This window comes from Mucilaginibacter sp. BGA-UO-ETr-C110, assembly GCF_059567985.1.
Genome location: NZ_JCAQPB010000002.1, coordinates 5,154,810 through 5,174,300, shown reverse-complemented (window position 1 = coordinate 5,174,300; position 19,491 = coordinate 5,154,810). Strand labels below are relative to the sequence as shown.

19 protein-coding genes and 1 riboswitch are annotated in these 19,491 nt (G+C 42.5%); of the genes, 14 read left to right on the top strand and 5 right to left on the bottom strand.

Annotated elements, in window-relative coordinates:
* Positions 1 to 27 precede the first annotated feature (27 nt).
* On the bottom strand, positions 28 to 327 hold the full coding sequence (locus AC57BQ_RS22205) for a hypothetical protein (protein ID WP_496408341.1): 300 nt from the start codon (positions 325 to 327) through the stop codon (positions 28 to 30).
* Between the two features lie 133 nt (positions 328 to 460).
* On the opposite strand from AC57BQ_RS22205, the gene AC57BQ_RS22200 reads away from it, so the two are divergent.
* The 5 genes from AC57BQ_RS22200 (at position 461) to AC57BQ_RS22180 (ending at position 5,281) form a co-directional block, all read left to right on the top strand.
* The gene (locus AC57BQ_RS22200) at positions 461 to 1,441 is read left to right on the top strand and encodes an alpha/beta fold hydrolase (protein WP_496408340.1); all 981 of its coding nucleotides are present in this window, start codon (positions 461 to 463) and stop codon (positions 1,439 to 1,441) included.
* Between the two features lie 142 nt (positions 1,442 to 1,583).
* Positions 1,584 to 2,000: a tRNA (adenosine(37)-N6)-threonylcarbamoyltransferase complex ATPase subunit type 1 TsaE gene (tsaE, locus tag AC57BQ_RS22195; RefSeq protein WP_496408339.1), complete on the top strand. Its 417-nt coding sequence runs from the start codon at positions 1,584 to 1,586 to the stop codon at positions 1,998 to 2,000.
* 236 nt (positions 2,001 to 2,236) lie between these two features.
* Positions 2,237 to 3,466, top strand: coding sequence for an alanine dehydrogenase (locus AC57BQ_RS22190; RefSeq protein ID WP_496408338.1), 1,230 nt, complete (start codon positions 2,237 to 2,239; stop codon positions 3,464 to 3,466).
* Positions 3,467 to 3,476: 10 nt separating this feature from the next.
* Positions 3,477 to 4,157, top strand: coding sequence for a M15 family metallopeptidase (locus AC57BQ_RS22185; RefSeq protein WP_496408337.1), 681 nt, complete (start codon positions 3,477 to 3,479; stop codon positions 4,155 to 4,157).
* Positions 4,158 to 4,300: 143 nt separating this feature from the next.
* On the top strand, positions 4,301 to 5,281 hold the full coding sequence (locus AC57BQ_RS22180) for a YihY/virulence factor BrkB family protein (RefSeq protein ID WP_496408336.1): 981 nt from the start codon (positions 4,301 to 4,303) through the stop codon (positions 5,279 to 5,281).
* A gap of 164 nt (positions 5,282 to 5,445) precedes the next feature.
* Here AC57BQ_RS22180 and AC57BQ_RS22175 read toward each other — a convergent pair whose 3' ends face one another.
* Positions 5,446 to 5,895, bottom strand: a complete 450-nt coding sequence (locus AC57BQ_RS22175) for an SRPBCC family protein (protein WP_496408335.1) — start codon at positions 5,893 to 5,895, stop codon at positions 5,446 to 5,448.
* Between the two features lie 122 nt (positions 5,896 to 6,017).
* Positions 6,018 to 6,215: a hypothetical protein gene (locus tag AC57BQ_RS22170; RefSeq protein ID WP_496408334.1), complete on the bottom strand. Its 198-nt coding sequence runs from the start codon at positions 6,213 to 6,215 to the stop codon at positions 6,018 to 6,020.
* A gap of 192 nt (positions 6,216 to 6,407) precedes the next feature.
* Between AC57BQ_RS22170 and AC57BQ_RS22165 the strand changes: the two genes are divergently transcribed.
* The 8 genes from AC57BQ_RS22165 (at position 6,408) to AC57BQ_RS22130 (ending at position 16,450) form a co-directional block, all read left to right on the top strand.
* Positions 6,408 to 7,139, top strand: coding sequence for a Bax inhibitor-1/YccA family protein (locus AC57BQ_RS22165; RefSeq protein WP_496408333.1), 732 nt, complete (start codon positions 6,408 to 6,410; stop codon positions 7,137 to 7,139).
* A gap of 419 nt (positions 7,140 to 7,558) precedes the next feature.
* Positions 7,559 to 7,669: riboswitch (SAM riboswitch) on the top strand.
* A gap of 138 nt (positions 7,670 to 7,807) precedes the next feature.
* A complete protein-coding gene (metH, locus tag AC57BQ_RS22160) occupies positions 7,808 to 11,497 on the top strand; it encodes a methionine synthase (protein WP_496409489.1) in 3,690 nt (1,229 codons plus the stop codon).
* A 198-nt stretch (positions 11,498 to 11,695) separates the two neighbouring features.
* Positions 11,696 to 12,652 carry a methylenetetrahydrofolate reductase [NAD(P)H] gene (gene metF / locus AC57BQ_RS22155; protein ID WP_496408332.1) on the top strand — a complete coding sequence of 319 codons (957 nt, stop codon included), beginning with the start codon at positions 11,696 to 11,698 and terminating at the stop codon, positions 12,650 to 12,652.
* An 88-nt stretch (positions 12,653 to 12,740) separates the two neighbouring features.
* The gene (locus tag AC57BQ_RS22150) at positions 12,741 to 13,298 is read left to right on the top strand and encodes a hypothetical protein (protein ID WP_496408331.1); all 558 of its coding nucleotides are present in this window, start codon (positions 12,741 to 12,743) and stop codon (positions 13,296 to 13,298) included.
* Between the two features lie 396 nt (positions 13,299 to 13,694).
* Positions 13,695 to 14,195, top strand: a complete 501-nt coding sequence (locus AC57BQ_RS22145; RefSeq protein WP_496408330.1) for a hypothetical protein — start codon at positions 13,695 to 13,697, stop codon at positions 14,193 to 14,195.
* 14 nt (positions 14,196 to 14,209) lie between these two features.
* Complete coding sequence (locus AC57BQ_RS22140) at positions 14,210 to 14,839, top strand: hypothetical protein (RefSeq protein ID WP_496408329.1); 630 nt, start codon at positions 14,210 to 14,212, stop codon at positions 14,837 to 14,839.
* An 83-nt stretch (positions 14,840 to 14,922) separates the two neighbouring features.
* Positions 14,923 to 15,597 (top strand): sensor histidine kinase, encoded by a 675-nt coding sequence (locus tag AC57BQ_RS22135; protein ID WP_496408328.1) that lies wholly within the window; start codon positions 14,923 to 14,925, stop codon positions 15,595 to 15,597.
* Between the two features lie 199 nt (positions 15,598 to 15,796).
* Entirely contained in the window at positions 15,797 to 16,450 is a 654-nt protein-coding gene (locus tag AC57BQ_RS22130) for a response regulator transcription factor (protein ID WP_496408327.1), read from the top strand.
* Between the two features lie 12 nt (positions 16,451 to 16,462).
* Here the strand turns inward: AC57BQ_RS22130 and AC57BQ_RS22125 are convergent, their stop codons facing one another.
* Positions 16,463 to 17,359: an AraC family transcriptional regulator gene (locus AC57BQ_RS22125; protein ID WP_496408326.1), complete on the bottom strand. Its 897-nt coding sequence runs from the start codon at positions 17,357 to 17,359 to the stop codon at positions 16,463 to 16,465.
* A gap of 126 nt (positions 17,360 to 17,485) precedes the next feature.
* On the opposite strand from AC57BQ_RS22125, the gene AC57BQ_RS22120 reads away from it, so the two are divergent.
* Positions 17,486 to 18,307 carry a phytanoyl-CoA dioxygenase family protein gene (locus tag AC57BQ_RS22120; protein ID WP_496408325.1) on the top strand — a complete coding sequence of 274 codons (822 nt, stop codon included), beginning with the start codon at positions 17,486 to 17,488 and terminating at the stop codon, positions 18,305 to 18,307.
* A 176-nt stretch (positions 18,308 to 18,483) separates the two neighbouring features.
* Here AC57BQ_RS22120 and AC57BQ_RS22115 read toward each other — a convergent pair whose 3' ends face one another.
* Positions 18,484 to 19,476: an L-histidine N(alpha)-methyltransferase gene (locus AC57BQ_RS22115; protein WP_496408324.1), complete on the bottom strand. Its 993-nt coding sequence runs from the start codon at positions 19,474 to 19,476 to the stop codon at positions 18,484 to 18,486.
* Positions 19,477 to 19,491 lie beyond the last annotated feature (15 nt).

Here is a 19,491-nt window from a genome sequence, read left to right as displayed (position 1 = left end):
GTGGAGCTTTTTTTGTGGAGAATCGACTCACTCCGTCGACGCTTCGCGCGGCACCCCCTCTCCGGCTTCGCCGGAAAGAGGGGATAAAAAGCAAATTTGTTTTATTCTTTTTCCTCCGTCAGCAGAACAGCTTCGGGCGAAATCGGGTAGAACAATGGTGGGCTGTGCGGTTGCAGGGGCATAGCGAACCTTACCTGAAGCGGGGATAATGAGCGAACGATTGGAGGTAAGGTTTAGCAGCCCGTGGTTCTGCCCGGTTTGCAGGGCAAAGGCCTTGTGTGCAAAGAAGCATTTCTGCGGACTTGATCTTTGGTTACTTTGTATCAAGACAAAGTAACAGCCTCAGCGGCAATTGAGCGCTCTGCGATAAGTTTATTCTCCCGCCTTCCCATGATAATCATAATTACTTTTTCCTGACCCAATCCCTTAAACAATTACAAACCCCAATCGTATTAATCTCATGCGTTTAAAAACTATACTACTATTCGCCATACTCGCTATATCGGCTGCTGTACATGCACAGTCAGATACGCTCTCCATCACGCTCGAAAATGTGAAATATCCATACCCGGTAAGCTTTATGCCCATCAAGGTAGAGGGGCAGGATCTCCGCATGGCCTATATGGATGTAAAACCAACCAATGCCAATGGCAAAACAGTGATATTATTTCACGGTAAAAACTTTGGCGGTTATTACTGGACAAACGTGATCCAAACCCTCAGCGCCAAAGGTTACCGCGTTATTGTGCCCGATCAGATCGGCTTCGGCAAATCGTCAAAAGCTATTATTCATTATAGTTTCCATCAGCTGGCGCGTTTTAATAAAAATCTGCTTGATACTTTGGGTGTGCAGAAAATAACCATTCTGGGCCATTCTATGGGTGGTATGCTGGCTAACCGCTTTACGCTGATGTATCCCGACCGTGTGGAAAAACTGTTGCTGGAAGATCCCATCGGCCTGGAGGATTACCGTACTTTTGTGCCCTACCAAAGTGCCGAAGATGATTACAAAACAGAGCTGAAAACAACATTTGAATCGGTGAAAAAATATTACCAGACATCGTACTTTACCAGCTGGAAACCGGAGTATGATTACCTGGTGAAAATAGGTTCTGGCGTAAGTAAAAGCGCCGACTTTCCGCGATATGCGAAGGTGGCCGCGCTTACCTTCGAAATGATATACGAGCAACCGGTTTGCTATGAGTTTGGTTTGATCAAAGTGCCTACTGTATTGTTCATAGGTAAAGAAGACAAAACCATTGTAGGCAAGGGTTTACTTAGCGATGTCGAAAAAGCAAAACACGGGCAATACAAAATATTAGGTCCCGAAACGGCTAAAAAAATACCCGGCTGTAAGCTCATAGAGTTTGATAACTGCGGCCATATACCACATATTGAAGTGCCCGAAAAGTTTTTAAAGGCGCTGGATGATAATATTTAATTATTTTTGAGGGATAGCTAATATGTCATTGCGAGGAGGAACGACGAAGCAATCGCGAACTATACAGATCCGCTCTGTAAAGCATGCAATTGCCACGCTATCGCTTGCAATGACATGGGAAATTAATAATTGATTATACAACGTGTTAATAACTGTTCAATCACTGGCAGATCTGCCTGCCGCCGCCGAAGCCATCATAACCCAAGCGGCCAATAACAGGATATTTCTTTTTTATGGCGACATGGGGGCCGGCAAAACGACCTTGATCAAAAGCCTATGTAGCTTTTTAGGCACTACTGACTCGGTTACCAGTCCTACGTTTGCCATTGTGAACGAGTATCAAGGCCCGAAGGATAAAATCTATCACTTTGATTTTTACCGGCTTAAAGACCAAACAGAGGCACTGGATATGGGTTATGAAGAATACTTTTACGCGGGCGCTTACTGTTTTATTGAGTGGCCCGAAAAGATACCCGACCTGCTGCCGCCGCATTATACCAACATCAGCATCAAAGCTTTAAATGACGGTTCGCGACAGATTAATATTGAAAATTTTTAGTAAAAGGTGGAAATGTATTTGCAGATAGTCGAAACGATCGTCATTACGAGCGATAGCGTGGTAATCCCAAACTTTACAGAGCGACTCTGTAAAGTTTGGGATTGCCACGTCGTTCCTCCTCGCAATGACGGCCTTTTTTGTTTTTTAGAAGACTTCAGTGATATGAAAAATCACTAAATCAGTAATTCAATAAATCAGTAATTATTTTTATCTTCATCAGCCACAATTAAAACATCATGAGTTCAGGGATATACAGTGGGTTTTCTGACATTGCCAAACAGGCAATGATGCAGCCTCAGGAGTCGATGCTGGAGGTTAAGAACAAGAAAAATAAATTATACATCGGCATTCCAAAAGAGGTGTCTTTCCAGGAGAACCGTATTCCCTTAACCCCGCTGTCAGTGGCTTTATTGGTTAATAACGGGCACGACGTCATTTTAGAAAGCAACGCAGGTCAGGCCGCCAATTTTTCTGATAAGGATTACAGCGAGCAGGGTGCACGTATCGTTTACGATCATAAATCAGTATACGAAGGGGCTGATATCATCATTAAAATAGCTCCTCCTACCATGCAGGAGATCGAATTGATGAAACCCGGGCAAATACTAATATCGGCTTTGCAATTAGCTACACTCAAGGCCGAATGCCTGCACGCGCTGATGGCTAAAAAGATAACAGCGCTGAGCTTTGAACACCTGCGTGACGAGGGAAATACCCTGAGCGTAGTACGTGCCATGAGCGAAATAGTAGGCGCCACATCGATATTAATAGCAGCCGAATACTTAAGCAATGTATTTGAAGGCAAGGGCCTGATGCTGGGCGGCATTACCGGCGTACCTCCTACCGAAATTGTGATCCTGGGTGCCGGTACCGTTGGTGAATACGCGGCCCGTACTGCGATATCTCTGGGTGCCGAAGTAAAAGTATTTGATCCATCCATATACAAACTTCGTCGCCTGCAAAATAACATTGGCAGCCGGGTTTTTACCTCGGTAGTACAGCCTATTGTGCTCGAAAAGGCCATTACCACCTGTGATGTGGCCATTGGCGCCATGAGGGCCGAGGATGGGCGCAGTCCATGTATTATTTCTGAAGCTACAGTAAGCCGCATGAAACGCGACTCAGTGATCATCGATGTCAGTATCGATCAGGGCGGTTGTTTTGAAACATCCGAGGTAACCAATCATACCCATCCGGTGTTCCGCAAGCATGATGTTATTCACTACTGTGTACCCAATATAGCTTCGCGTGTGGCCCGCACAGCTACTTATGCACTTACCAATATATTTGCCCCCATACTGCTGGATATCGGTGATCAGGGCGGTATTAAAAACGTGATATGGCAAAAGTCGGGTGTGCGTAATGCGGTATACATTTATCATGGGCATTTAACCAATAAACATATCGGCGAGCGTTTTTCCATTCCCTGTAAAGATCTGGACCTCCTCATCGTGTCGCACCGGTAAATCCTATCCTATGCATCGTTATATCATCGTACTGTTTTTTGTTTTAGCCGGTATAAACGCCAGCGCGCAGCATTACAAGTACATTGATAGCACCAAAATAAGCGGTCCGGTCCGGTATAAAAAACAAATCAAAGCTAATCCGGATAAACAGCTGGTCGAGATAAAGCGCTACATACCGCAGATCGCGTTGGATATCAGGTACGCAACCACCAATAATTTTATGCACAGGCGCATGTATCAACAGGCTAAGGCCTATGCCCGCTTGCCCGTTGTAAAAGCATTGCAGCAGGTAGAGACCGATCTGCAAACCCGTGGCCTGGGGCTTAAAATTTATGATGCCTATCGCCCTTACTCAGTTACCGTTAAATTTTATGAAATGGCCAGTGATACTAATTTTGTGGCCGACCCACGCAAAGGCTCCAAACATAACCGGGGTTGTGCAATAGATCTGAGTTTGATTGACCTTAAAACAGGAAAAGAACTGGATATGCCCACCGGGTTTGATAGTTTTAGCAGAAAGGCCGCGGCCAACTACCCAACCCTCAGTAAACAACAGCTGGATAATCGCGAATTATTGAAAACAATAATGCAGGCCCATGGCTTTAAAGTACTGAATACCGAGTGGTGGCATTATGATTTTAATGGCTGGGCGAATTACGAACTGCTCGATATTCCTTTTTCGGGACTTTAGGATTTGGGGAATAAGGAACAAGGATTTTGGGAATAAAGATTTTTTTCCAGTCCTTACTCCTTGCTCCATAAATCTTTGCTCCATAAAGAAAGGCATCAAAATTGCTAAGCTTTGGTTCGATGCATCAATTAAAATAGGCGCAAATGAATTTTTTCGGTAAAGAACGTTTAAAACGATTGTGGAAAATACTGGTAGCTACTTTTAGCGGCTTTATAAGCGATAATGGCTTAAAACTAAGCGCGTCATTGGCATATTATACCATTTTTTCGATAGCCCCGCTTTTGTTTTTGCTGATCGCAGTGGTGGGCCTTGTACCCATTGCCAAAACAGATACGCTTTACCAGCAAATAGGTACTTATATTGGGGCTAATGCCGCTAACCAGATACACAGCACTGTAGCCAGCTTGGGATTAAAGGGGAAGAGCGGTTTTGGTTTTGCTATAGGTATTATTATACTGATGGTTGGCGCCAGCAGTATATTTGTGGAAATACAGGACTCGCTAAATATCATATGGCGGGTGAAAGCCAAACCCAAAAGCGGCTGGATCAAACTGCTCAGAAACCGTTTTGTATCATTTTCACTCATTATTAGCCTGGGGTTTTTGCTGCTGGCCTCATTGTTGGTTAATTTTATTATAGATGCTATTGGTGGTAAAATAGAGGAATTATTGCCAGCCCTAAAGTTCACGAAACTACTGGTACAGGGTATAAACCTGGGTGTAACACTTATTGTGATCTCCGTTTTATTCGGCATCATATTTAAATTTTTACCCGATGTAAAGATCAAATGGAAGGATGTGCGCAGCGGAGCTTTCTTTACCGCCTTGCTGTTTATGCTGGGGCAGTATCTGATCGGTCTGTACATACAATATACGGCACAGGGATCGGTATATGGTGCCGCGGGCTCGCTTATTGTTATTTTGGTGTGGATCTATTATACATCGGCTATACTATACATCGGCGCCGAGTTTACCCAGGTTTATGCCGAAGCCAGCGGCAGCCACATTGAACCCGCAGAATATGCTGTACATGTACAGCAAACCGAAGTAGAGCGGCATGTAAAAGAACTGCCTGCCCAAAACCCCGAACTGGTAGTCCATTCAAAAGCTGAGGGTAAGGGGTAGGCAGGGCCACTTCCTGGAGCCCCCCGAGCGACGAAAGAATATAAAAAAGGCCTGTCAGTCTGAGCTTGTCGAAGACTCGCGCCGAGGCCTGCCCGCCATGGTTCGACGGGCTCACCATGACACCTCCCTTCTTATATCTTGACTCTTATCTCTTGATTCTATTTTTACTCCACTTTAGGGTTAGGCTGACCCTTACCTGTAGTGATGAGGCTTTTCAGGCTGCCTTTGATATAACCGCTCCAGGCATCAAAGCAAACATCATAACATTCATACGCCGGAACCAGGCCCCGGTGAGTAAAGAGGAGCTGTGTTTTTCCATCCTTCTCAGAAATATCAAACTCGATCTTGGTGCCAACCCACTCTGTTTTGTCTTCCGTGAAACTGAAGTAATTGTCCAGAACTTCCCAAACAACTTTTTTGTTGGGTACAACTTCAATTAATTTCATGGTACACTTGTGCACTTCCCAGCGTTGATAGGTAAATTCATCGTTCAGTTTTGCTGTACCGCCGTCAATTCTTTCAGACCACCATCCGCGCACATTGGTAACGGCATTAAATACTTCGGCAGGGCTTTGATCTACCGAAAAGCTGGTATTAAAATCTTGTGTTGTCATTTTGTTGATTGTTAAGGTTTGTTGAGTACTTAGTCCTTAATTTTTTATCAAAATTATATAACCAGGGATCGTTAAAATAGAACAAAACCGACAGGGGGCTTCTTAATTATTGAATTAGTGATTTAGTGAATTATTGAGTTCTTTTTTGTCAGCAGATAAGCTTCGGGCGAAAGCGGGCAGAACATGGTGGTTTGTGTGGTTGCATGGGCATTAGCAATTTTGCCTGAAGCGGGGGTTTGAGCGAACAAAGTAGCGGCAAAATTAAGCAGCCCGTGGTTCTGCCCGCTTTGCAGGCGATGGCTATGTGCGCAAAGAAGCATTTCTGGTGACTTGATTTTTGGTTACTTTTCATCAAGGAAAAGTAACTGGCCCTCCCGCGGCCAAGAGCGGGTATACGACAAGTGATTTTTCCTGATTCTTGACTCTTACATCCTGACTCTATTCCCCCCTCCCGCTTCACACGATATTCACATTTTATTCGTAAATTCGTATATTAATTTATTTAATATAAAATGGAAACTAAAGATCCTGAATACGTTTATAAAAACGTAATACAATTAAACGAAACAGACGCATCCCGTAAATTCATAGCCAATGTGTTTTTATGGATGTTTGTTGCCCTGGGGCTTTCTGCTGTTTGCGCATTCTTATTTTCTCAGAATCAGGCCCTGCTTCATACACTTATCGATCCGGCCACAGGCCGTAATACCGGTTTGGGTACTATTACGATGTTCGCACCGCTTGCATTCGTATTGATCATCTCTTTTGGTTTTAATCGGCTATCTTACGGGGTGTTAGCGTTCCTGTTTATTGCGTTTTCGGCAATAATGGGTATTAGCTTAAGCTATATATTGTTGATTTTTACTGCAGGCTCGGTTTTAGGCGTATTTATTACCACATCAGTAGTATTTGGTGTAATGGCCATCGCCGGTTATACTACTAATACCGATTTGACCAAATTTGGCCCAATCCTGATGATGGGATTGATTGGTATTATCGTAGCATCTTTATTGAATATGTTTATGCACAGCAGTGGCTTAGATTATATCATTAGCTATGTAGGTGTAGCTGTATTTGTAGGCTTAACCGCTTATGATGTGCAAAAACTAAAACGCATTGGCGCGGGTTTAGAATACGGTGATGCATCGGCCTCAAAAATGGCATTGATGGGCGGCTTAACCCTATATCTTGATTTCATCAACCTTTTCCTGATGATTCTGCGTTTATTCGGCAGAAGAAGATAATAGCCAACAAAAGGTATTTGTATACAACAGCCCGGTTCTTTGCAAAGAGAGCCGGGCTGTTTAGTTAAGGCTCAAACAAGGCCAAAAGCCGACCGTTTGACATGTAGTTATTTGATAGCCAATAAATTAATACTTTTTAAATCTTCAAAACCCCATCAAAAATTTGTTAAAAAGTGTTAAAACGGCATTACAATTCTGTTAAAATGGCCAAAAGGCAAGTCTTTTACCCCCTTTTTTGACTAAAAAATTGTTAAAATTTTAGGTTTAAAAAGTTTTTTGAGGCATGGTCGCCGAGATTTCATGACATAACTCATCAATATCTCTGGCCGAATATTCATGCAATTGTAAACACGTTTGGTGTATACAACAGAAGGGGGTAAAACTATTGCATATTAAAGCTTTATTGTGCACCTTTGCATTGCTTATAGAGAAAGGCGGAGGGATTAGACCCTGCGATGTCTTAGCAACCTGTACCATACAAGGTGCTACATTCTACTCAACAACACAAAAAGCGTTGGGAAAGATAAGCGAAAGTCAGTCATATACCCGACTTTTCGAGATAAGCTATTATACAGTTGACAGTTTTGAGTAAGCAGTTTGCAGTTTTTGCTGTATCTGGATATTTGAGTTTACTGCCCACTGATAACTGGCAACTGCCCACTGAGAAAATGGATATTAGAAAAGAATTAGAGAAACGCATACTGGTAATTGACGGGGCAATGGGTACCATGATACAACGGTACCAGTTAACCGAGCAGGATTTTCGTGGGGAGCGTTTTAAAGATCATAACTCTGACCTGCAGGGAAATAACGACCTGCTGAACATTACCCGCCCGGATATTATCAAGGCTATACATGCCGAATATCTGGACGCTGGTGCCGATATTATTGAGACCAACACTTTTAGCACACAAGTAATTTCCCTGGCCGATTATAAGCTGGAAGAGCTGGCCTATGAGCTAAGCTATGAAGGAGCACGCCTGGCCCGCGAAGTGGCCGAAGAATATACCACCAAAAATCCGGCTAAACCCCGGTTTGTGGCAGGCGCTGTTGGGCCAACTAACCGTACCGCATCGCTATCACCTGATGTAAATGATCCCGGATATCGTGCAGTAACATTTGATGACCTGGCCGAGGCTTATTATGACCAGGTTCGTGGCCTGGTTGATGGCGGGAGCGATCTGTTACTGGTTGAAACCATATTTGATACGCTGAACGCTAAAGCGGCTTTATTTGCCATCAATCGATATGCAAATGAGTCGGGTAAGCATTTGCCTATCATGATCTCTGGTACCATTACCGATGCTTCGGGGCGTACCCTATCTGGTCAAACGGTTGAGGCTTTCTGGAACTCGGTACGGCATGCTAACCTGCTTTCTGTAGGGCTAAATTGTGCTTTGGGTGCCAAAGAAATGCGCCCTCACCTGGCCGAGCTTTCCGAAAAGGCCGATGTGTTTATATCTGCCTACCCCAACGCTGGTTTACCCAATGAGTTTGGTCAGTATGACGAAACCGCGCATGAAACTGCTCATCAGCTGGATGATTTTATAAAAGCAGGCCTGGTGAATATCGTAGGGGGCTGTTGTGGTACTACGCCTGAGCACATCAAGTGCATTGCCGAAAGGGCCGCCAAATATTCGCCAAGAATAGTTCCAACGGTGGATCCGAATCTGCGATTGAGCGGATTGGAAGCCGTTACCATCACTCCCGAAAGTATTTTTGTGAACGTGGGTGAGCGTACCAATATTACCGGATCGCCCAAGTTCTCGAAACTGATCCTGGCCGAAGATTATGAAGCGGCCCTGGCCGTTGCCCTGCAACAGGTAGAGGGCGGCGCGCAGGTGATCGATATCAACATGGATGAGGGTATGATCGATTCGGAAGCGGTGATGGTGAAATTCCTGAACCTGGTAGCTTCTGAACCCGATATTGCCAAACTCCCCATCATGATCGACTCCTCTAAATGGACGGTTATCGAGGCTGGCTTAAAATGTATCCAGGGTAAAGGTATCGTGAACTCCATCTCGCTGAAAGAGGGTGAAGATAAGTTCAGGGAGCAGGCACGTAAAATATTAAGCTATGGCGCGGCTACGGTAGTAATGGCCTTTGACGAAACCGGTCAGGCCGATTCTCTGCAGCGCCGTATCGAGATCTGTAAACGCTCCTATGATATCCTGGTAAATGAGGTTGGTTTTCCGCCGCAGGATATTATTTTCGATCCTAATATATTAACCGTGGCTACCGGCCTCGAAGAACATAATAACTATGCGGTCGACTTTATTGAAGCTACCCGCTGGATAAAACAAAACCTGCCTCATGCCAAAGTGAGCGGTGGGGTAAGTAATATTTCGTTCTCCTTCAGGGGGAACAATGTAGTGCGCGAGGCTATGCACTCCGCGTTTTTGTATCACGCTATCAGGGCTGGTATGGATATGGGTATTGTGAATGCCGGTATGCTGGAGGTTTACCAGGAAATTGATAAAACACTGCTGGAGCTGGTAGAGGATGTATTGCTGAATCGTCGGGATGATGCCACCGAACGCCTGGTAGAATATGCCGATACCATTAAAAGTAAAGGCAAAGAAATAGTGCGCGATGAAGAATGGCGCAAAGGCCCCGTTCAGGAACGGCTTTCGCATGCGCTGGTAAAAGGTATCATCGAATACCTGGATGATGATGTGGAAGAAGCCCGTTTGGCTTACAGCAAGCCATTGGAAGTGATAGAGGGGCCGCTAATGGATGGCATGAACATCGTGGGCGACCTGTTTGGCGCCGGTAAAATGTTTTTGCCCCAGGTAGTAAAATCAGCCCGGGTAATGAAAAAAGCGGTGGCCTATCTGCTGCCCTTTATCGAACTCGAAAAACAAAGGGTTATTGATGCCGGTGAAGATTCAAGCGGAAACCGGGCTAATGCGGGTAAAATATTAATGGCTACCGTTAAAGGCGATGTGCATGATATCGGTAAAAATATAGTAGGTGTAGTGCTGGCCTGCAATAACTTCGAGATCATTGACCTGGGAGTAATGGTGCCTGCACAGCGAATTATTGAAGAAGCCAAGGCCCAGAATGTAGATATTATAGGATTGAGCGGATTGATCACCCCTTCGCTGGATGAAATGGTACACTTTGCCAAAGAAATGGAACGGCAGGGCTTTACCATTCCGCTGATTGTGGGTGGTGCTACCACATCACGTATCCACGCTGCGGTGAAGATTGATCCGAATTACTCCGGACCGGTGATACACGGCATAGACGCTTCGCGAAGTGTTACCATGTGCAGTAACTTAATGAGTAAGGATAACCGGGATGCCTATATTCAAGGTATTAAAGAGGAGTATGCCAAAGCCCGTGAAGCACATTTGAACAAAAAATCGGACAAGCGTTTTGTGACGATTGATGACGCCCGCAAATCAAAATTCCAGATCAGCCTGGATGGCGATGTAACTATAAAACCCGCATTTACCGGTACAAAAGTATTTGAATCGTACCCGTTGGATGAGCTGGTGCCTTATATCGACTGGACACCGTTTTTCCATACCTGGGAACTACGTGGTAGCTATCCGAAAATATTTGCCGATAAATTTGTGGGCGATGAAGCTAAAAAACTGTTTGACGATGCGCAGGAACTGCTGAAAAAGATCGTTGATCAGAAACTGTTAAAAGCAAGCGGGGTGATCGGTTTTTGGCCAGCCAATAGTGTGGGCGATGATATTGAACTGTATACCGACGAAAGTCGTACGCAGCTATTAACCCGCATACATACCCTGCGCCAGCAAACCGAAAAAATGAAAGGTGAGCCATACTATGCGCTATCAGATTTTATCGCTCCAAAAGAAAGCGGCGTGCCCGATTATATGGGCGGTTTTGCCGTAACAACAGGTTTGGGCTGTGATGAGTTGGTAGCCGAATTTGAGCGCGATCATGACGATTATAACAGCATTATGGCTAAAGCGCTGGCCGATCGCCTGGCCGAAGCCTTTGCCGAAAAAATGCACGAGCTGGTACGTAAGGATCACTGGGGATATTCAAAAGGGGAACGCTTAAGTAACGAGGACCTGATTAAAGAAGAATACCAGGGTATTCGTCCGGCACCGGGATATCCCGCTTGTCCGGATCATACCGAGAAAACCACATTGTTTGATCTGCTAAAAGCCGAAGATAACGCCCACATGCACCTGACGGAGAGCCTGGCTATGCTGCCGGCTGCCTCCGTAAGCGGTTTTTATTTCGCGCATCCGCAAGCCAGGTATTTTGGCCTGGGTAAGATCAGCAAAGATCAAGTAGTGGATTATGCTACTCGTAAGAACATGGATCTCGAAACGGTTGAACGCTGGCTTGGCCCTAATATTAATTATTGAATTAAATAAAAACCCAACACACGTCATTGCGAGGAAATAAACATAAATAAACGTCATTGCGAGCGTAGCGTGGCAATCCCTAACTATACAGAGTGGCTCTGCTTATTGGGGATTGCCACGCTACGCTCGCAATGACGGCGAATAAAAACCTCGCAATGACGATATATAGAAAACAAGATTCACAACCCAAATCCACCAATGAAGATTACGGAACATATAGCTAATGCAGCAGGCAAAACACTTTTCTCTTTTGAGCTCATTCCACCTTTAAAGGGACAAAGCATACAGGGCATATACAACGCTATTGATCCGTTAATGGAGTTTAAGCCGCCTTTTATTGATGTGACCTCGTTGCGCGAGGATTATATTTATAAACAGCATCCCAATGGTTTGTTGGAAAAACTGAGCTATCGTAAACGTCCCGGAACTATTGCTATTTGCGCGGCTATCATGAACCGGTATAAGGTAGATACTGTTCCGCATTTGCTTTGCGGTGGTTTTACGCGGGACGAAACGGAGAACGCCCTGATCGAACTGGAGTTTTTGGGTATCGAAAATGTGCTGGTATTACGCGGTGATGCTCGTAACAGTGATTCGTCGTTTGTGCCTACTCCCAACGGACATGCTTATGCTACCGATCTGCTACAGCAGGTAGTGAACATGAACAACGGTGTTTATTTGCATGAAGATTATGATAACATCGCCAAAACCAATTTCTGTATTGGTGTGGCCGGTTATCCCGAAAAACACTTTGAGGCCCCAAATCTCAAAACCGACTTTAAATACCTGAAACAAAAGGTGGATATGGGCGCCAGCTTTATTGTTACTCAGATGTTTTTTGATAATCAGAAATATTTTGATTTTGTAAACAACTGCCGGGCCAACGGAATCAACGTGCCCATTATACCGGGCTTAAAACCTATCACCACATCAAAGCAGTTGGTTAACCTGTCAAAAACCTTCCATATTGATATGCCCGAAGATCTGTGCGATGCTATTCACGGTTGTAAATCAGAAAAAGACGTCAAAGACATGGGTATTGAGTGGATGATCAACCAATGTAAAGAACTGGTGAAGTTTGGCGTGCCCGTATTGCATTTTTATACCATGAGCAACGCCGGGCCAACCAAGCGCATAGCCGAGGCTATATTTTAGTAATTGGCTGTATCCTAAATGTTTTAGAGTTAAAATGCTGACTAAAAATTTATATTTTTAGTTTTATTATCCTCCATAACATTTGCCTATGGATATTTTCAGCCACATTAAGTCTGCAATTGGTATTATACTGGGTTTGAGTATTACACACCTGCTCAGAGGGGCAGCTAAGCAAATTCAGCACCCGGGGCGCAGTAAACCTTATTGGGTACATTCCCTATGGTCGTTTTACCTGTTTATCCTACTGCTCCATTTTTGGTGGTGGGAGTATAACCTGCACGATATTAAACACTGGCTTTTTGCCGAATACCTTTTTGTAATTATTTACATAGTGGTATATTATAGTGTTTGCGCCTTATTATATCCCGATGACCTGAACGATTATAAAGATTACGAAGATTATTTTTACTCCCGCCGCAAATGGATCTTCGGCATATTGGGCTTTAGCTACCTGCTTGATATTATCGATACCCTGATCAAAGGCAACGCTTACTTACATCACTACGGCATTGAATACCCCATCCGTAACGTTACCCATTTTGTGTTGTGCATGGTGGCTATGAAAGTAAACAACCGGGTGTTTCATGCTGTATTGGTAGTTGTATTTATTGTGTATGAGTTTTCCTATATATTACGATTATTTTAAAATGTAAAAGGGGCCATAGCAATACGGCGCCCTTATTTTATAGGATCAGTTAATAGTTATCATAAACCTAAATAATAAAATTAATACTGGCAATATTTGCTTACTAAATATTGTTAATAAGTGTTTGTGTCGATTGTATAGGCTTTTAGAATTATTGTTTTATATTGCCTGATAAGGGTATATAATACCCCGCGTAATATTACAGTTTTTGATACGTAAAATTACGTGATATTGTAGTGCCTTATGATGGATTAAAATTCATTATTTATTGTTTATGAGTGTGTTACGTGATTGTTAATGCTGGGGTAAGTTTTAGGTGCCGGCTTGGGTTTGTTGAATTAATTACTAATTAATGTTAGTTTTATCAACTAATCCCAAACCCTATTAATTAAAATCATGGAAACAACAACAGAAGCACAACAAGCAAGAGGTGTTATCACCGGTAACGAAGGCGGCCCAATTGAATTGGATAAGGCAGCCAACTGGACAGCGAACTATAGGCATCGCCATCCCAAAGCCACCCTTTCCCAATTTTTTGGACAGGTAATACTTAATCGCATACTACAGCAGGAAGGTTGTCTGGGTATCCGTATCTATTATGCCAACAGCCAACATTTAACCAGTTTTCAAAAGTTTTTTGTAGCCATTGGTAATTTTTTTATAAAAACAATTGCCAATGCCGAGGGTGAACAACGTTTTGTAATAACAGGAGTGATTGAAACAGGCGAAGATCTTTTACCAAGAGATATGAAAAATGAAGCTGCTGTTTCAACCGGCGCAAAAACATTTAGTTTAATGGCTGCAAAACTGGATGATACCACTATAGGCGATCAGTCAATGCCTTGTCCTGGAACTTCGGGATGTCCTTCAAATGTCTTGACTGGTGCAACAAGTTAAACGGATACAATTCGATGGATGATTATACATTAGCAATACTTTCGGTGATATCGGGTGTGATTCCCGTAATTGCGGCAATGTTTAATTACAGGCAAATTGATAAAAAGCTAAAAATATTTACGGCTTATTTATTGGTTTCATTTCTTTTTGATGTTGGATTTTGGCTTGCTTCACACTTCGGCATTCGGAACGATATGCCATGTGTCCATTTATATTTGGCCATCAGTCTTATGTTTTTTGCTTTTATCTACTATTCTTTATTTTTCAACGCTATTTTAAAGAAAATAACAGTCGCTTTATCTGTAATAACTTTAATTGCTTTTTTGTATAATTCCATTAAAATTTGGACTTATCCATCTATATCAAATACCGCTTTGAGTATTTTTCTTATTGTTTTATCGCTGATATATTTTTACCAATTATTGAACCGACAGGAGTATGTATATATTGAAAAGCAGGGTTGGTTTTGGATAAACGCGGGGGTATTGTTTTATTCCGCGGTAAATATTTTTATATTTATGCTATTTAACCAGATACCTTCTGAACTCAGGCCAAAACTCTTTATGATACATAGTTCAACTAATATAATTGCTAATTTGTTATACTCAACCGGATTACTTTGCAAACCACAGAAAACGACCTGATCCCGGTATTGATTATCGGGACATTAGTGGTTGTTATATTAATTACTTGTTTGTTTTTCTTCGTGATCATTTATCAGCGCAAAATGATAAAGAATCAGGTAGAATTACGTACGCTGCATGATCAGCGGCAAGGCGATTTGATGAACGCTGTTTTTGAAACACAGGAAAGCGAACGCAAACGCCTTGCCGAAGATTTGCATGATAGTGTGGGGCAGGTACTATCGGCCATTAAGCTCAATATGCACCGGCTTGATAAAAATTGCATCAATGAAAACTCCCAGCCCCTGCTGGCCGATACCCGCAGGCTTATTGACGAAAGTATCCAGGAAATACGCAATATTATCCACAACGTTTTACCCCCGGTGCTTACCGACTATGGCTTTCTGATAGCCCTGGAGGCCCTGGGCAATAAAGTTGAGCAAGCCACACGTATAAAAGTAAGGTTTGAAAAAAAAATAAATGATCAGCGCTTTCCAAATGAAGTTGAGCTGGCGCTATACCGTATAGCACAGGAACTTTTTGGTAACGCCATTAAACATGCCGATGCTACCATTATCCACCTTTCGGTTAAACAGGAAGGTGATTTTATGATAATGGAATTTAAAGATAATGGCGTGGGGTTTAAATTAAATGAAGTAAAACAAGGGTTTGGTATCAAAAACCTGGAGAGCCGTGTACAACTCATCAACGGCGAAATTAACATTATAAGCAAGCCCACGGCCGGCACGTTTACAACTATAAAATTAAAAATAGCATAATTTGGTATCAAGTCGCTAGTATCAAGTATCAAGACATTCTTGTATGGTGCTGTATATAAAGTCGCTAATAATCGTAATGCTTGATACTAATATGTTGATTATAAGGTATATTTGTTTTAAAGCCGCGGATAATCTTGATACTTGATACTAGCGACTTGATACTAACTATTTGCTATATTAGCCAACTATTTGTTACACAATGAGTACGATAAAATTAGGCATTATTGATGATCATAAAATTTTCAGGAACGGATTAAAAGCGACGTTAGAAGATTGTGAGGATTTTGACCTGATATTGGAGGCATCTAATGGCAAAGAACTGGTGGGTTTATTAGTCGATAAATCGCCGGATGTATTATTGATGGATATCAAAATGCCCGAAATGGATGGCATCCAAACCGCTGATTATGTGCACCAGCATTATAAGCACATCAAGATCCTGGCGCTATCCATGTTTAATGAAGACAAGTACATTGTGGATATGATGAAAGCCGGAGCATCTGGCTACCTGCTGAAAAATGCCGAACCCGAAGAGATCATTGAAGCCATATCAACGGTGTATCACAAGGGTTTTTACTTTAATGAACACCTGTCTATAACACTGATCAAGCAATTGGTCACCAATGAGCATAGCGACAATATCCCTAATAATAAAGCCGACCTTAACGAGCGCGAAATTGAGGTGTTGAAACTGGTTTGCCAGGAATACTCCAACCAGGAAATAGCCGATAAAATATTCCTAAGCGTGCGAACTGTAGAAGGATACCGGGCACGTTTGTTTGAAAAAACATGTTCAAAAAACCTGGTAGGCCTGGTTATATACGCCATTAAGCGTGGTATAATCAGTGTATAGCCCCTTCTGGTGTTAAGCAGATAGTTTTTTATCGCCGTTGAGCAGGTTACGCATAAACCTTTTGCGGTAATTAAGCGGGCTCAGGTGCATTTTAGCCTTAAACATCTTGTAAAAGTGCGATACATCGCCAAAGCCACTTTCAAACGATATTTCTGATATGGGCTTATCTGTTTGTACCAGCTGCTGTATGGCATAGTTCAGCCTGTACTCAATAATGGTTTCCATAAATGTTTTACGGGTTACCTTTTTAAAGTACTTACAAAACGCGTTGGTGGTCATGTTAGCTATGCTTGCCGCCGCATCTAATGAAACCTGCTTTCTGAAATTTTCAACCAGGTAAGCTAATACCGGGTTTATCCGCTCACGCTCAGCCAGGGAGCGTTCTGCTATCACGCGGTGTTGATCAAGGAGTATGTACTCGTCAGACGAAGCCATCCGTTGTAATATTTCCAGCAGGGATATTAATATTCTGAAATTGCTCTTCTCATTAGCCAGGCTCAACAAAAGTTCTTTTACTTCCTTCTGGGTATCGGAGTGAAATAAAATACCGCTGCCGCTTTTTTGAAAAAGCTTTTTAATATGCTGTAGCTCAAATTTGTTAAAAAAATCATCACCCAAAAAAGCGTCGTTAAACTGTATTACGATGGCGCTGGCGTCCTCAATAGGTATTTCTCCGGATTCCAGTTTCCAGCAGTGCGGAAGATTTGGGCCAAGCAATACCAGATCGCCAGAGACAAAATCTTCCATATGGCTACCCACATAGCGTTTACCTGTGCCTCTTATAACACATGTCAGTTCGTATTCATCATGAAAATGGTAAGGGGCATCAAATGCCAGTTTATCAAATTTCCTGACAAGGAATGATTGACTGTTTGCGGGCTGAAGGACTTCGTAAGAGGCTTTGATCATTGCATATTTTAACGTAAAGTAATGAATTTTATTTGGTGGTGGATAATATACGCCACTTTCCTGCCATTCATTTCATTTTTTTTTATATAAAGATAAGCTTCCTTTGAAAAAAAAGCTAATAAAATTATGATTAGTGCATTTACCTATCTACCTGAGCTGGATGATCTTAAGAAATTGACATCCGAAAACATTCAAGAATTTAGTGAAAAAGGGCATACCTTAATAAAAAACGTACTTTCAGAAGAGGAGGTAAAGGCCTACAGGCCTGTGATTGTGGGTGCTGCAGAAAGATATAATACGGAAAAACGTAAACTGGAAGAAAGGGATACTTACGGGAAGGCATTTTTACAGATCATGAACTTGTGGCGGGTTGATGAGGACAGTAAAAAGTTTGTTACTGCCAAACGGATGGCAAAAATAGCTGCCGATTTGATGGGGGTTGATAATGTAAGGATATATCATGATCAGGCTTTGTTCAAAGAGCCGGGTGGAGGGCCTACCCCATGGCACCAGGATCAGTACTATTGGCCTATTGATACCCATAATACGGTAACCATGTGGATGCCTTTGGTTGACATTGATGTGGATATGGGGATGTTAACTTTTGCTTCGGGATCATATATTAACGGCGCCGTTTTTAATCATGAAATTTCTGATGAGTCGGAAACCTTGTTTGATGATTATGTGAAGGAAAAGCAATTTGAAATTAGCAGGGCCAACACCATGAAGGCCGGCGATGCTACCTGGCATCGGGGTTTTACCATACACAATGCGCCGGGTAATAATTCTGATCAGATGCGTGAGGTAATGACCATTATTTATGTAGCCGACGGTGCCCGGGTAACCCCTTACAAAAACGAATGGCAAAAAAATGACCATCACAAATGGCTCATGGGCAAACCCATAGGCGGATTGATCGACTCGGAGCTGAACCCGAAATTATTATGATATTTTCGTTTGAACCATGATTTTCTGGTTATAGGATGGTTTACACTGTAAACCCACTATTCGATGGAAAATATAACTAATTTATTGATTATTAATTGGTTATATTTATGTTAACCATAAAAAGTGTAAACCATGTAAACCCAATTTATAACAAAATGGCCCGGCTGTTCAAAAACTTATGCAGCCACCCAAATGGCATCAATAAACCATTTTTTGGTATCAAAGAATTGCCCTACCGGTACAAATCCTGTATTGATAGCTATTTGATCGGCTTGCATAATGGTGAATTTCTGAGATATCTCCATATAGATATACTCATCCTTTAAAAAGGCGATAGTTTCTTTACCATTGATAGTTACCTGCTGGTCGACTGTGCTGATCAGGTAGCTTTTGCAGGCTCCTGTTTCCGGATCATAGGTAGGGTAATGTTCAAATTTTGAGATATCAAAATTGGAGTTTAGCTCCCGGTTAATACGCTCCAACAGGTTAAGGTTAAACCGTTTGGTAATACCTTCTTTGTCGTTATAAGCGGCCAGCACAACTTTAGGGTCTTTTTTAAGATCCATCCCGATCAGGGCCATATCGCCGGGTGATAAGTGTTTACGCAATTCCCTGCAAAATTCAATAGCATCATTTATTGGCATATTACCAATATTTGACCCCAGGAACAAAACCACCTTACGCCGCGAAGAAATAGATGCAGCTTTGGTGAGCATATGAAAATATTCGCCGTTTAGTCCCGTAATTTGCAGGCCCGGTAAGGTAACGGGCAGGGTCATGTTCAGATAGGCTATTACATTTTCTGAAATATCGATAGGCAAATAGGTAAAATCAGCCTTTTTCTCCAGTAAATATTTAAGCAGGTAAGTTGATTTAGTAGCATCCCCTGCGCCTAATTCAATCAGATCAAAGGCGTCGCCATCGGCAATAAGGGCATCTGCAATTTCGGCGGTTTTTTCAGAAAATATCTCCAGCTCACAATCGGTTGGATAATATTCCGGGCTGTTCATGAGTTCCTGAAAAAGCTTATCGCCATTGGCGTCATAAAAATATTTTGAATTTAACCGCTTTGGTGTTGATTTTAAACCGGTTATTACATCGTTGAAAAACAAATCGGTTTTTGTTTTTGATGGGTCGTTCAATTGCGTATGCGCTAAGGTTGAGTCCATATCTCCGTATTTATG

What these genes read in the sequence shown, in the direction of transcription:
- AC57BQ_RS22185 (WP_496408337.1), top strand. Translation starts at nt 3,477, where the DNA reads ATGCATCGTTATATCATCGTACTGTTTTTTGTTTTAGCCGGTATAAAC.
- AC57BQ_RS22115 (WP_496408324.1), bottom strand. Translation starts at nt 19,476, where the DNA reads ATGGACTCAACCTTAGCGCATACGCAATTGAACGACCCATCAAAAACA.
- AC57BQ_RS22140 (WP_496408329.1), top strand. Translation starts at nt 14,210, where the DNA reads ATGGATGATTATACATTAGCAATACTTTCGGTGATATCGGGTGTGATT.
- AC57BQ_RS22150 (WP_496408331.1), top strand. Translation starts at nt 12,741, where the DNA reads ATGGATATTTTCAGCCACATTAAGTCTGCAATTGGTATTATACTGGGT.
- AC57BQ_RS22200 (WP_496408340.1), top strand. Translation starts at nt 461, where the DNA reads ATGCGTTTAAAAACTATACTACTATTCGCCATACTCGCTATATCGGCT.
- AC57BQ_RS22165 (WP_496408333.1), top strand. Translation starts at nt 6,408, where the DNA reads ATGGAAACTAAAGATCCTGAATACGTTTATAAAAACGTAATACAATTA.
- metF (WP_496408332.1), top strand. Translation starts at nt 11,696, where the DNA reads ATGAAGATTACGGAACATATAGCTAATGCAGCAGGCAAAACACTTTTC.
- AC57BQ_RS22125 (WP_496408326.1), bottom strand. Translation starts at nt 17,359, where the DNA reads ATGATCAAAGCCTCTTACGAAGTCCTTCAGCCCGCAAACAGTCAATCA.
- AC57BQ_RS22145 (WP_496408330.1), top strand. Translation starts at nt 13,695, where the DNA reads ATGGAAACAACAACAGAAGCACAACAAGCAAGAGGTGTTATCACCGGT.
- AC57BQ_RS22170 (WP_496408334.1), bottom strand. Translation starts at nt 6,215, where the DNA reads ATGCTTCTTTGCGCACATAGCCATCGCCTGCAAAGCGGGCAGAACCAC.
- AC57BQ_RS22135 (WP_496408328.1), top strand. Translation starts at nt 14,923, where the DNA reads ATGATAAAGAATCAGGTAGAATTACGTACGCTGCATGATCAGCGGCAA.
- AC57BQ_RS22130 (WP_496408327.1), top strand. Translation starts at nt 15,797, where the DNA reads ATGAGTACGATAAAATTAGGCATTATTGATGATCATAAAATTTTCAGG.
- AC57BQ_RS22190 (WP_496408338.1), top strand. Translation starts at nt 2,237, where the DNA reads ATGAGTTCAGGGATATACAGTGGGTTTTCTGACATTGCCAAACAGGCA.
- AC57BQ_RS22175 (WP_496408335.1), bottom strand. Translation starts at nt 5,895, where the DNA reads ATGACAACACAAGATTTTAATACCAGCTTTTCGGTAGATCAAAGCCCT.
- metH (WP_496409489.1), top strand. Translation starts at nt 7,808, where the DNA reads ATGGATATTAGAAAAGAATTAGAGAAACGCATACTGGTAATTGACGGG.
- AC57BQ_RS22180 (WP_496408336.1), top strand. Translation starts at nt 4,301, where the DNA reads ATGAATTTTTTCGGTAAAGAACGTTTAAAACGATTGTGGAAAATACTG.
- AC57BQ_RS22120 (WP_496408325.1), top strand. Translation starts at nt 17,486, where the DNA reads ATGATTAGTGCATTTACCTATCTACCTGAGCTGGATGATCTTAAGAAA.